Raw genomic sequence first — 12612 nt, 5'->3', positions numbered from 1 at the left:
TGTGCATTTATTGGCAGGAAAAGGGGGTGATCTTTGCCCAGTGAGACTTCGTTGGCGACTGCAGCGGGCGGGAAGCGGCAGTCACAGTGGGAAGTGGTCGTGTTTTTTGAGTTCGCGTTTGACCAGTTGTGAGACGCTGTACAGATCGGATTTTGAAACCTCTTGTTCCTCCAGCAGCGTTTGGAACTCGTCTTGTTCCAGCATCCGCGGTGGGAGTCGGTCGGCATCAAGGTCCGGCAAGGCCTCATCAGGAATCCGATTAAATCGGTCCCACTCGACGGCGACTTTGATCGTGGCGAGAGCAACTTTTGACAGGCGTTTCTGCCGACCGAACCGATCAAGATTCATCGTCGTCATTGCGGTAACTGCCGCTTGTTGCTGGTGAGTGGGGAGATCGAGAGCAGAGCAGAACGCCTCCGTCACACGAACCTTATCGCGGACTGCTTCACGGGTGCTGTGATCGCCGTCGGAACGATGCCGGCCTTCATTATGCCGGATGAGTTTCTCTACCTTTCCGCCAGCACTCCCTATGCCGACGCGGGTCTCACCAAACGAATCGTACCCCGAGGAGTACGCATCCGGGGAATGGTCACGCTCTTGCTGACGGGAAGGCCGGAGGTCCGGGGTTTCATCGACTTGAGACCCGTCTGCTTCCTCTGACTCAGTTTGATTTCCAGCGGTGACTTTCTCACTCACGATAATATCCCAACTATAACCAAAGTAGCTACCAGCTACTGTATAACGTTTACCCGGATTGATTTATTGCTAATTTGCTCGCAATCGTACTGGAATAGTACTATTTCGGATGTCTGTACATTCACATTTAAATGAGTTCTACAAGTTCTTCGCGCTATGGCAAATCAAGAGAACAATTGGTGGCGGATGACTGCCGGCCATGGTGGGTCGTTAGCTATTGATTGGCTTGAACAGGACATTGTCACGGTCGGGTGGGCACGCTCGATTGGTGATTTCCAAGATCAAAGCGCAGAGGAGATTGTGGAGAAAAGCAAGGACGCAGGTGCTGGCCGTCAAGTGGCACGTTTTCTGGGGAAAACAAAACGGGGAGATGGAATGCGCGAAGGCGACACGGTGATCGTCTATGCACCGAATCCGAAGGGGCTGGTAGTGGGCGTTGGTGAGGTCAGTGAGCCGGAATACGTAAAACATCCCAACCTGCCGTTCGATGACCATCGATACCATCGAAATGTCAGATGGTATGACTGGGGCACTCCAGTATCCAAGGATGAACTACCCTCTAACTGCCCTCAGGTCTATACGCCAGCTACGTTGGCTAGCTTTGGTGGTTCCCGAGAGGATCTCAAAGCGGCGGTGAATCGAGCACCAGAGATTCCGACTGAGGAAATTGAATCGACGATCTCGCTAGGATCATCGGAGGACGATATGCATGTTTGGGCGATGAGAAATCTTCAGAAAATAGATAGTGATCTCACGGTTACAGAGCATGAATCTCCGATTCCTGTTGGTGATATCGATATCCTCGCGGAAGATTCGGATGGTTGGGTAGTTGTCGAGCTGAAAAAGGGCGAGGCAGGCGATAATGCAGTTGGTCAGATCAAGGGATATATGAATGATTTGAAGCGGGAGACTCAGGAAGAGGTGCGTGGTATCCTGATTGCGGAGGATTTCTCTACACGGGTGAAGCGGGCAGTAGCGGACGATAATGTTGATTTGTACCGATTGAAACTCAATCCTAGTCTGGAAGTGACGTAATCCAGATCCTGTTTCAGAAGTAGAAGATGTAGGGGCGGCGGTCGCTGCCGTGTTCGTCGTCGGGGAGGTGTTCGGCGAGGTCTTCTCGATCTTCTGCACCGAGGAATTGGTTGAGGACGTCGATGGCGGAGGCGCGGAGGAGGGGTTTGTTGTCGTTGCCGCAGTGTTCGTCGAAGGTGCAGGCGGGGCAGCCGTTGGGTTGGCCGTAGTGGCAGTCGCGGAGTTGGTCGCGGGCGCGTTCGGCGAGGGCTTCGAAGTTCTCGTAGATGGCACGGGTAAAATCGCGGCTGATCCGGTCCATGGTGTGTCGTCTCGGCACGTTCTGAGTCTGTCAGGGTTCGATGGGGATTGCTGGCAGAGCGGTGGTCACAGTCACAGAGCGTCGTAACGAGCCGCGACGGCCAGCTGTTCAAACGGCGGTTATCAACCTGTGTGATGCTGGTTGTCGTGGGGTGGCGTTTGGGGAGTGAGGCGTTATTCTCGACGGGTTTCGACGACGTGGTGGAATCGGTCGTTGATATCGTAGAGGTAGCGTCTCGTTTCGGCGACCGTGTCAGCGAGGCCCGTGATGGTGGCCCCAGGTGGTGCGTTGGCGAGGATATCGACGGCGGTTTGCTGTCGGTCGTTGAGATCGTCGTACGTCTTCTCTTTTGCTTTGAGTTGGTTCTGGCGACGGTCGATCCCGCTGTACTCCGAGAGGGTCCCCTGAATCTGACCCTTTGAGACCTGAATTCCGATGTCGGCGAGTTTGGTTTGGAGTTCTCGGTCCGTGGAATGGTCGAGGGCTTGGTGGGCACTAATGATGACGCGTTGCATCTCCGTCCATGCGTCTGCGTCGAGAGTCCCGTCGATGTCGAAGGGGGCGTTCGACAGGTCGTACTCGGTTTGCCGCTCGGACACGGTCCCGCCTTCTGCGACCACAATGTGGGGGTAGATGTACTTCAGGAATGTCAACCAGCCTTTGCTGGTGTCCAGCCGGGTAGCGATGTCTGCCAGCGTTTCAGTGTCGTCTTTGTCGACGATTGCGTTGATGGCGCGCTGTTCGTGGTCTGTTAAGTCGCTCAGGGTCTCTTGTCCCCACCCGTGGAGGACTTTCTCCACGAGTGATTTCGAGATATCCATGCCGTGTTCTTGCGTGAGAAGTTCGTGGATCTCGGCCCGGCTTTCCGCATCGAGCGCTTCGTGTGCGGCGATGATTTTTGTTGGCTTTGAGCTCCAGTAGTCCGGAATTGCCTCGACATCGTACGGAAACGCGGTGTCTATCTCTGGTGTGTCTGTTGCGGAAGTCTCAGCAGGTGCTGCTTGATCTGGTCCATCCGTACTGCGTGACGGCTGGTCGGAGTTTGCTGACTCGGACGTGGTCCCGCCAGTAGAGGGACACCCGTTTTCGTCCAGGTTGGGGGATTGATCGTCGAATGGCGTGGCACTCATGGGGTTGATACCTACGATGGGATAGTCAACCCGATCTGACTCAGCGGACTCGCCGGTCGTCTCACTGGGAGCCTGTGGGGAATCGGAGGCGTTAGACTGAGCGGGGGCTTGTTCGACGTAGTGTTTAATTGTGCTTCGAACGACGGAAAGGGAATACTCAACTCGCTCGGAACGGATTAGGTCATGGATCTCGGTGTAGGATGCCTCAGGGTTGTTGTACGCCGTCTGTAGGATGAGTTGTTTAGCGATGGGGACCTCGTCAGTGATGTGTTCTAATCGTGTCTCTCCAAGTTGTACTTTGTTTGTATTCTCGTAAGAGTGCGTTTGCCCGTTGCTTGCAGGGACGTCAACGCCGATGGTGTAGCCGTTCACGTCATCGTGCGGGCCGTGCGTGGCGTGCGTGATGTGCGAGCGTACTTGACGTTCTGTCGGTGCGCGATACGGACACGACTCGTATGGGCAGGCGAAGTCTACTGCAGGTGTTTTGTCAGGCATGTGTGGCCAGGGTTGTCGGGATAACAGGTGGGTATCCGGGAGCTGTTGCTGTTGACGCGCGGAGGCGCTCTTTGTGGCTGTTTATCCGGTATGCGTCGTGCTCATGATCTCGTGTCTGTTACGGGATGTCGTCTGGATCAACGCCTGCGCAGTCCAGGCAGCGGAAGGATTGCGGGTCTTTGTCGAGGTCGCCGACGAAGGTCGCGCCGAGCGTTCGACCGCATTCGGCGCATTCGTCCGGTATCGGGGGGTGACGGTAGGCGTCTATCAGTTCGTAGATCCAGATGGCTTCCGCGACGTAGTGCTTTCCTTGGAGTTCGTAGGAGCTGAATTTCGCTGCGTTTTCGAAGTCGTGGTGTTCTGCAAGCTGCTCGTCCGATAGCAGATCACGATCCAAGTGTCCGTGAACGAAGGCTTTCGCTTCCTTCTCGTTGAGGTGCGCTGTGTCAGCGAGAGCAGCAGCTAGCTCGTGTGGGCGCGGGTAGAGTGGGTTGTCGAACGGGTCTTCTGGGTCTCGGTCATTCCCGAACCGCTGGGAAGTCGTTTTGAATCGGTCGGGGATGTCTTTCTTGTCTGACATGGTTGGGTGGCGGTTGTGGTTGTGTGCCGGTACCGCGATTGGGAGTTCCCGGGGGGCCGCCATATTCGATTCCAGAATGTTGTCACCGGAAACCGATGACGAATATTTGGGTTAGAATATAAATAGAGAATAAGCGTAATTAGAAATGAGTATGGTTACGCCAGATCGGAAGCGAGGAATACTGACGACGGATGATCGAGATTACCTGAACGGCCGGAAGAATTTGCAGGAGGGAAGCGAGCGCAACGCGCGGAAACGAATCCGCGACCGTACCCGGAACGCAATTTACGATTTCCCGTACCTGGTAAACGGGCTCAGTGAAACCGATGTCTCACAGGTCGCAATCGAGGACGGTGAGGCACACGAGGAGGTTTTCGAGGCCGCTGAAGACGCGATTGCCTTCCTATTCCGACTTTGCGAGCATGCTCCAGATACGGATGGGTATACGACTGATGATCGGTTCCGTCAGCTGCTCAGAAATGGTATTGAGAAGAGTCTGAATGAGAGACAGGAATTGACCGACTTCAACCTTGATTTGCGGTATGGCCTTCCAGCGGACGAGCGAGACCGGATTAAACGCAAACTCGAAACTGGAGCGCTTCTCAATTTACCGGAGATACGAGCGGCAGTTGAACACGATATGATCGACGATTCGTCCTTGTTCCAACCCTACGACGCGGTCGAAACTCCCAGGGGATTCGATCCGAAGGACATGCTGTCTGACAACTGGTATTCTGACTCGTCCGAGTAAGCAAGCCGCGTCTGTTCCAATTAGCAGGGTGTCGCCACCAGGGGGAGGAGAGAGTTGAATTCCGACACGGAATTCCATGTCGGAAGTACGCTTATGCGGGTTGCTTGGGATAGCATCGATACATGAGTGATACTGGTGCCGAAATCGCCTTCGGGAACGTAGATGGTCTTCTTGATCGCTTTGTCGAGGTGTGGGACGCTGGCGGGTACGAGGAAGAAGCCGACTCGTCGGTTGGGTGGGAGACGTGGAAGTGGACGTACCAGCAGCACCTGCACGACGAGTTCGTAACTGATCACGACGTCACTGCGTTGTCGGCGGGGGACATCCCGGTACTGATTGAGGTGCTCGATGAGTCGGTTGCAATCGATGCGAAGATCCCGGTGTATATGCTCGGTGGCGGTCAGAATGGAGGGGTCGCGTGGCAGGAGTTCAAGGATATTTCCGCGGACGATCCGGAGGCGACTGCTGAGTTACTCTCATTTTTCCTCAACCCGGATGAGGATATTGTCGAACGGTTAGATCAGTTCCGTGAATATTACGCCGAGGTTGAGGATGAGACTGCCCCGGGGTCGCTTCTTGCCCTCGGTACGTGCTTGCTGATGTTCGTCCACCCAGACCAGTATATTCACTATAAGTGGAAGGAGATGCGGAATTTCTTCCGAGAGTTCGCGGACTATAAGGTGAATCAAGGGTTTGACGCGCAGCAGTATCGGGAACTGAATGAGGCGTGTCGGGAACTCTTAGTGCAGCTGCAGGGCCGAGTGGAGGATCCGTCGATGCTCCACGTCCAGACGATGATCTGGAGTTGGGGGGACCTGCTCTCCTCGAACGAAATCGATCTAGAGGCGTTAGCGGAGGTGTCGGACGACGTCGCATTCTACTGGGTGAATCAGACGCACGACGAGGAGTTGGAAGGAGAGTATCTCCGCTCGACGGATACGAAGTGGCAGCGTGACCTCACGGTGTTGGAGCCGGGCGATGTCGTGTTCCACTACGCCAACGGGGAGATCCGTGCGTGCTCGGTCGTCGAGACGGAAGCGTATCGAGACGACTTCGACGACGAGCAGCATTTCTTCGTTGATGTGTCGACAGAGCGACTCCCAGAGCCGGTCTCGCTGGACGAGGTGCGGGATGGGTTATTGGATCCGGAGATTCGTCAGGAGAAGACCCGGTACCCGTTGAGTGAGAATGGAGACGTGATCCAGGCGTATCTGTGTCACTTGACTCCGGAAGCGGGTGCATATTTACTCGACGTCGCTGGGGTAGAGCTACCGGAGCGTGAGGGGAATACGCAGTACTTCTGGGTGAATGCTGAGGCGACTGATTGGCATCACGAAGGTGGTGAGTCGTTTTACCAGGTGACGAGTCCAGCAGGGGAAACGCGGCGGAATCAAGACGCGTACCGAGCTGCGAAGCCGGGTGATTTAGCAGTCGTGTATCAGATTTCGCCGGTGAAGCAAGTCGTTGGGCGAGCGCACGTGGTGCGTGGGTTGCACGAAGAGCCTACGGAAGCGGGTGACGCGGATACCGGCCAGGGGATCACGGTCCAGTGGGACGAGTCGCTAGACGGTGCGAGTTGGCGTGATGTGAAGTCGGACGCCGAGTTGGAGGGGAGCCGGCTCGTCGATTCTGATAATAGCTTCGTGATCACGGAGCTCACCGAGCGTGAGTACGAGCGGGTGCTGGAGTTATGCGAGGTGACGCGGTACGAGGAGTTCGCGGAGGAGCTTGAAGTCCGGGACTCGGAGGTCACGGTTACCCAGGGACGACTGCATTTCCCGGACACGGAGTGGGAGCGGATACAGACACGGGTCGAGCAGGCATTGACGAACGGGAACCACGTCTTGTTGTTCGGGCCACCGGGGACGGGGAAGACGAAACTGGCGCGGCAAGTATGTGAGGGGACTGTCGGGAGTGATGAGTACGAGCTCGTGACGGCGTCGGCTGATTGGTCGACGTTCGATACGGTGGGCGGGTATCAGACGACGACGCAGAACACGTTGGAATTTGAGCCCGGTGTCGTGCTGGATCGGTTCCACCGTGACGAGAGCGGAACACCAGCGAATGAGTGGTTGATTATCGACGAGCTCAATCGGGCGGATATCGACAAGGCGTTCGGCTCGTTATTCTCGGCGTTGACCGGGGAGAGCGTCACCCTTCCGTTCGATGACTCCGACGGTGCGCCGATCCAGATTTTCGACGCGTCGCGGCGTCACGAAGAAATCGGGGCGAACCGGTTCTACATTCCGGAGGACTGGCGGATGCTGGCGACGATGAATACGCTCGATAAGACGTCACTGTACGAGATGAGTTACGCGTTCATGCGGCGCTGGGCGTTCGTCCCGGTCGGGATACCCGAACTCCCTGCCCGCGACGATGGTGATGACTCTGAACTGGAGGCACTCGTCGCGGACTATGTCGCAGTGTGGGCAGCGAATGGAGATGTGCCGGAAGCAGAGCATCACTACGAACCGGTGGGGCGAATCTGGCGCGCGGTGAACGAAGAGCGAGCAATTGGACCGGCTATCGTGGAGGATATTTACGAATACGTCGCGGTTGCTCCGTCGATGGACGCTGCGGATTACGTGTCGCCGATCATCATGTACGTGTTCCCGCAACTAGAGGGATTGCGGCGGAACGAGTTAGAGCGCCTACTCGGGAGGCTTGACGCGATTGTCGACGACGAGGCGGGTGAGTTGTGGACCGTCGCACGTGACTTCTTCCAGGTTGACCTGCAGCGGAGCGGGGGCGAGTAAGTCACGATGGTGAAGACGACTGAGGAGGCGTTACTGGACAAGATCGCCGACGACTTCCACACGTACCTGCGTAAGGGAGTGCGCTTCGACCGAGTGATCGGGTCAGCACACGCTGAACTGGATATCGACGACATCGAGACGTTACTGCGGATTCATTTCGTCTTGACTGATGCCGAGGAGGACGCCGCCGAAGTTGGTGTGCTGGATTTCATGCGGCAGTTGGAGGACCGGATTCGACGGATGAAGACGACGACGTCCGCTGAATCGTTCGAACATCGCGGTGAGATTCGCGGGCAGATCGACTGGCAGGAGACGGTGAAGACGCGGGCACGCGCGGGACAGTTAGACGAGCCGGTGTTCGTCTGCAGACAGCCAGAAGAGCACTACAACATCGACGAGAATCTCGTCCTCAAGCGGCTACTGACCGTCATCCACGACATCGTCACCGATGACCTCGCCTACGCGCTGGCCAACCCCGAAGGGTACGACTGGCTGGACGCGTGGGTAACATCGGAGACCAGCGTAGAAGGCCGAGACGCGGAATCGGCTGCGGAGATGCTTGACCGGATCTACGAGCAGAACATCTACTTACAGCGCGTCGACGTCCGTGATGCTGATCTCACGGACCGAACGGTCGAATCGGTCAAGCGCTCGCGCTCACAGTTCTACCAGGACGCGGCAGTGCTTTTGGATCGGTACCGTCAGTTGATGAACTACGAGTTGGACAGTACCGAGGCGCGTGAAATTTTGAATCACACGCTCATCGCGCCGGAGAACGCGGAGACACTGTTTGAGTTGTACTGGGTGTTCCAGGTTCTGGATGCCTACGACGGTGTGGAGTACCGAGTGTTGACTGAGGGTCGGGACAACCCGTCGACGATTGCGACGTGGGAGTACGACGGGTCACGGTTCGTTCTGTCGCACGATTCGACCGGTGAGAGCCTCACGTTCAACGAGTCAATCGATGCAGAAGATGTCGAGTCCGATGGGTACCTCTACAGAATGAACGAGGTACTGTCGCGCTGGCAGACGCTCTCCGAGACGCTTCTTGGCCGAGGCGGCAGTGATTCGTTATGGGGTGGTCGTCCCGATATCGTCCTTGAACGATACCGGGAAACAACGACTGGCGGGAGCGAGCTTGAACAGGTGTTCCTCGGCGAAGTGAAGTACACGCAGAATATCGATTACGTCGCAACTGGGTTACGGGAGCTCTTGGAGTACATGGCATTCGTGAAACGGACTTCGACTGATGACTACGTCGAATCCCCGGACGACGTACTGGGCTCAGTCGCTGTGAAGGGGTTACTCTTCGTCGACGAATTATCCCACGACGTGCCTGCTAACTCTGACGAGGAGATAACGATCATCCAATACCCGCAATCGCCCGGGTCGGTGTTGTGAACAGAAGTCGCAGGGAACCCGGTTCTAAGGGGGAATCACGGTATATGAACGTCGGAACTATAGACATCTGTGACGGCGTCGGTGTAAATGTCGTCGAGAATGCCTATCAGTTCCGGATTCTCGACGATCAGATCGCAGACGCCTCGTTCGAGTGCGGCGACGTACGCGGCGAAGAAATCGTCGTGTTCGTCAGGGACGATGTCGTACTCCGCTGAGAGCAGATTTCGTTTGTTGCCGGTGCGACTGGCCGTCCCTGGGAGCGCAGCGTCGATAGCCTCGGCGCGTTCATCGAATCGCTCGCAGACGGCGTCGATGAACGACTGATCGTTCGCCCCCATGTTTCGGAAGTACAGCGTGAGTGTCCGGTCTCTGATGGCGTTCTCGCGGTCGTTTTCGAGGCGATGGTGGAAGCCGATCCTGGCGTCGTTGTGGTCGTCTGGTCGGTCGTGGAGCACGTCGGTGAGGTCGTCAGTGTGTCGCCACCACCCGTTTTTGAAGAGCATCCCCCAATCAGCGCTCGTCGCCCGGAACCACCAGTCGCCGACAGCGTCGTTCGAACACTCGAACCGGACGTGATACTCGTCCTCTGATTGAATCGATCCGAGCTCAGCGGACGCGAGACGGTTCGCAAGCCGGGCTTGCCAGTTGTGCGAGAATGTCTCCCATTGATCCTCGAACGTGGCAGTCACGTCGGCGATAGCCTCGTAATGGTTGAGATACAGTGCGACCTTCTCGTCAACGTTGTCGGTCGGGTCTGACATACCGGTGATGGAGCGAATGTCGTCGATGAATTCGTAGAGCTGTACCACTGTTCGTTGTGGATACCGGGGGGCGTTCTCGACGATGAAGTCAGTCAGGACAGCATCGAGAAAGCTGGTCCACGTCCAGTTGCTGAACTCTGGATCGTTCGCCTCGGGTCGGTCCGCTTGATGGAGGTACAGGTAGTACGCAGCGGATTCGTAGTCGGTCTTGGGAGTCCCGTCGATGTGGGTGACGTCTCGTCGATAGAACTCGGTCTGCGTGTCCTCAGCAGAGAACTTGAGTTCGACAAGGAGGAACCACTCGTTCGGAACCTGAACGCTCAGATCGACGAACCCCGACGACTCGATGTCTCCGCCAGCCCGCTCTGTGAGTCGCACTTGGTCATCAACGACGACGTCAGAGAGATCATAGGTATCCTCCCCGAATCCACAGGTGTCGGGCAGCCCGTCGAGGAATGCGCGAAGGAATTCCTCATCCATCCCGTGTGGTTGCTCCGGGTCGAGGAAGTACGCGAACAGCCGGTTGATGTAGACTTCGGCCTTCCGTTGCGATCCCAGCGAGTACTCGATCACGTCCATCAGTGATCGGGGAGTTTCGGGGACAGCGGTGAGTTGTTCCCACCGGCGTGTAACCGTCTTTAACTCCCGCCGAGCATCGTCTATCGTAGTCATCCAATCAGTTCCGAACAACTCACTGCCGAGGTATAGACGCTTTGCCGAGGAACTGCACGCGGAAATGAATACCTCTCGTATAAGCGCTGTAAAGCTACGACATAAACCAGATTGTCAACAGAGACGGAGGGGAGCTCTTAGCAGATGAGGAGGAATAGCCAGTATGGGAGATAGCAGATGCTGGCCTCGTCTTTCTCAATGACTAATGAGCCAGTTTCCCGGACATTCTTTGGCAGGCTGTCAGTGATGATGAACCGGTACGGTGCCTGGTAGTCTAATTCTCGGAGGTCTTCACTATCGGATTCGGTGTGTTGGCCGGAGTCGGGGTCGAATTCTTCGGCGATTGTTTCGGCGTTACCGGTGTGTGGGTGGTAGGAGAGGATGAAGGGGAGGACGTCCCCGTTGCGGTGGAGGATGTAGTCGATGAGGCCGGATTCGGTTTCTGTGTATTCGACATCGTATGCTCCGACGGTGTATGCGAGGCGTTTGGCGTGGTCGAAGGCGACGGTGCGGGCGAGTTTGTACTCGAATTCGTGGTTGAGTGTGTCTTGCTGTTCGTAGTCTTCGAAGCCGTGGTGTTCCTGTCGTTGGGAGAGGAGGACGAGGTGACGTGGGTTGCGGAGATACAGGCGGGTGCGGCGGTAGCGTCGCAGGGAGTAGTCTTGTGATTCGGTGACGGCGATGCCTTCGTCGAGTACGTCGAGGTAGTTGTCGACGGTTCGTCTGTCGACGCCGATTTGATCGCTGAGGTCAGTGTACTGGAGTTCTTCACCGGCGTTGGTGGCGGCGATGGAGCTGAGGCGGTGGAGGTTTTCGGGTTGTTGGATGGACCGGTACTTGGCGAGTTCTTTGTAGAGGAAGAGGAGGAAGTGGGATTTGGAGAGTTCGTTCCGGATCGATGGGTTGTCTGTCTGATGGAGAGTGCCGCCTGTGCGCAGGTATGCGCGCGCGGCGTCGTGAAGGTTGTCGCGGTCGTCCGCATCGAAAATGTCGAAGCAGAGTTCTGAGAGTGTCTCTACGGCCGTGTCGAGACTGGTTTCAGAATCTCTTCTGGACAGCCCGTTTCGGATCGTCTTGATTGGCGATGGCCCGTCTAAGTCTGATGATTGGTATTGTTCGAGTCGGGTTCGGAATTCGTCATCGAAATCGACGCCGAGGCCTGCGCCGATTTGAACCGTGTCGATGAATTTCATAGGGAGGATCGGCCACAGTTCGAATTCCTCGACGGTGTCGGCGGATTCGGTAGTGGGGAGATCGACTTGGGATTCGACGATGCCGGTCAGGAATACGTACGTGTTCTCGTCAACGAGATCGAGTAGCTCCGCTTTCTGATCCTCGTCGAGGTCAAGGGCTTGGACATCGTCGAGGAGGATGAATTTTTGTCCTTGCCGGGGTGCGACGTGGGTCTGGAAGTAGTCGATGACCTGGTTGAGGCGTTTGATGTCGTCGCCTGCGCGTTCGAGCTGGTATAGGGAGTCTTCTAGGGGGATGTAGAGGATTTGTCGCGGTTCGATTGCAGAGGTGAGTTCGAGGTCTGTGTTTTGGTGTGGGAAGTCGGTCGTGTTGAGGAGCGCTGCGACGAGTTGGTGGAGAAGGGTGGTTTTGCCGATGCCGGTCTGGCCGTGAATCGCGTAGACGAGGCTCTCGACGCCGTCAGTGTAGTGGGCATTCGTCGTCTTGAGAACGCGGTGGAAATCAGATCGTGGGGTGAGGTCTATGGCTTCCGATAGTTCTGGAGAGGTGCCGTCACTCCACCACTGGTTGTGGTGTTCGGCGTCGTCGATGAACTCTTCTGCGCTCCCTGTCCCGAGCATACAGTCGATTATTATAGGCTAGTACAAATATTCACGCATCTCGATGTGGCTATTCAGATTCTACTGTAGCTCTGCTGGCTATCCGGCTCAGTGTGGCAGACTTTCGGTCCTCGGCGTCGTTCAATACTTCCTCAGAAGGGCCTCATCGGCGCGCCCAAGGCGCTTTCTTTGAGTGCGTTACCGCTAACTTTGAGTTACCGCGTTTGAGATTCATCTAGTG

General features: G+C 56.3%; 10 protein-coding genes. 4 read left to right on the top strand and 6 right to left on the bottom strand.

The genetic code is table 11. The features are described from left to right. Window positions 1–81: 81 nt before the first annotated feature. Window positions 82–696, bottom strand: coding sequence for a DNA-directed RNA polymerase subunit epsilon (locus NO345_RS11490; RefSeq protein ID WP_256299300.1), 615 nt, complete (start codon window positions 694–696; stop codon window positions 82–84). Window positions 697–852: 156 nt separating this feature from the next. On the opposite strand from NO345_RS11490, the gene NO345_RS11485 reads away from it, so the two are divergent. Continuing rightward, window positions 853–1731 (top strand): endonuclease NucS domain-containing protein, encoded by an 879-nt coding sequence (locus tag NO345_RS11485; RefSeq protein ID WP_256299298.1) that lies wholly within the window; start codon window positions 853–855, stop codon window positions 1729–1731. A 13-nt stretch (window positions 1732–1744) separates the two neighbouring features. On the opposite strand, the gene NO345_RS11480 is transcribed toward NO345_RS11485, so the two are convergent. The 3 genes from NO345_RS11480 to NO345_RS11470 all read right to left on the bottom strand — a co-directional run bounded on the left by NO345_RS11480 (window position 1745) and on the right by NO345_RS11470 (window position 4237). Continuing rightward, complete coding sequence (locus NO345_RS11480; RefSeq protein ID WP_256299296.1) at window positions 1745–2032, bottom strand: hypothetical protein; 288 nt, start codon at window positions 2030–2032, stop codon at window positions 1745–1747. A gap of 173 nt (window positions 2033–2205) precedes the next feature. After that, window positions 2206–3534 carry a prolipoprotein diacylglyceryl transferase gene (locus NO345_RS11475; protein ID WP_256299295.1) on the bottom strand — a complete coding sequence of 443 codons (1329 nt, stop codon included), beginning with the start codon at window positions 3532–3534 and terminating at the stop codon, window positions 2206–2208. A 241-nt stretch (window positions 3535–3775) separates the two neighbouring features. Beyond that, window positions 3776–4237, bottom strand: a complete 462-nt coding sequence (locus tag NO345_RS11470) for a hypothetical protein (RefSeq protein WP_256299293.1) — start codon at window positions 4235–4237, stop codon at window positions 3776–3778. A gap of 151 nt (window positions 4238–4388) precedes the next feature. Here NO345_RS11470 and NO345_RS11465 point away from each other — a divergent pair, with 151 nt between their 5' ends. The 3 genes from NO345_RS11465 to NO345_RS11455 all read left to right on the top strand — a co-directional run bounded on the left by NO345_RS11465 (window position 4389) and on the right by NO345_RS11455 (window position 9145). Continuing rightward, window positions 4389–4988, top strand: coding sequence for a DUF8102 family protein (locus NO345_RS11465; protein WP_256299291.1), 600 nt, complete (start codon window positions 4389–4391; stop codon window positions 4986–4988). A gap of 122 nt (window positions 4989–5110) precedes the next feature. After that, complete coding sequence (locus NO345_RS11460) at window positions 5111–7744, top strand: AAA family ATPase (RefSeq protein WP_256299289.1); 2634 nt, start codon at window positions 5111–5113, stop codon at window positions 7742–7744. A gap of 6 nt (window positions 7745–7750) precedes the next feature. Further along, entirely contained in the window at window positions 7751–9145 is a 1395-nt protein-coding gene (locus NO345_RS11455; RefSeq protein WP_256299288.1) for a hypothetical protein, read from the top strand. Between the two features lie 35 nt (window positions 9146–9180). On the opposite strand, the gene NO345_RS11450 is transcribed toward NO345_RS11455, so the two are convergent. Both NO345_RS11450 and NO345_RS11445 read right to left on the bottom strand, forming a co-directional pair. After that, entirely contained in the window at window positions 9181–10485 is a 1305-nt protein-coding gene (locus tag NO345_RS11450; protein WP_256299287.1) for a PD-(D/E)XK nuclease family protein, read from the bottom strand. A gap of 230 nt (window positions 10486–10715) precedes the next feature. Next, a complete protein-coding gene (locus NO345_RS11445) occupies window positions 10716–12392 on the bottom strand; it encodes a DUF8612 domain-containing protein (protein WP_256299286.1) in 1677 nt (558 codons plus the stop codon). Window positions 12393–12612: the final 220 nt, after the last annotated feature.

Source organism: Haloarchaeobius salinus (assembly GCF_024464185.1).
GTDB lineage: Archaea > Halobacteriota > Halobacteria > Halobacteriales > Natrialbaceae > Haloarchaeobius > Haloarchaeobius salinus.
The sequence above is the reverse complement of the archived record's forward strand: the minus strand, read 5'-3'. Positions and strand labels throughout refer to the sequence as shown.

Coding starts and splice junctions, on each gene's coding strand:
- NO345_RS11445 (WP_256299286.1), bottom strand. CDS start 12,392: ATGCTCGGGACAGGGAGCGCAGAAGAGTTCATCGACGACGCCGAACAC.
- NO345_RS11465 (WP_256299291.1), top strand. CDS start 4,389: ATGGTTACGCCAGATCGGAAGCGAGGAATACTGACGACGGATGATCGA.
- NO345_RS11460 (WP_256299289.1), top strand. CDS start 5,111: ATGAGTGATACTGGTGCCGAAATCGCCTTCGGGAACGTAGATGGTCTT.
- NO345_RS11455 (WP_256299288.1), top strand. CDS start 7,751: ATGGTGAAGACGACTGAGGAGGCGTTACTGGACAAGATCGCCGACGAC.
- NO345_RS11470 (WP_256299293.1), bottom strand. CDS start 4,237: ATGTCAGACAAGAAAGACATCCCCGACCGATTCAAAACGACTTCCCAG.
- NO345_RS11480 (WP_256299296.1), bottom strand. CDS start 2,032: ATGGACCGGATCAGCCGCGATTTTACCCGTGCCATCTACGAGAACTTC.
- NO345_RS11450 (WP_256299287.1), bottom strand. CDS start 10,485: ATGGACGTGATCGAGTACTCGCTGGGATCGCAACGGAAGGCCGAAGTC.
- NO345_RS11485 (WP_256299298.1), top strand. CDS start 853: ATGGCAAATCAAGAGAACAATTGGTGGCGGATGACTGCCGGCCATGGT.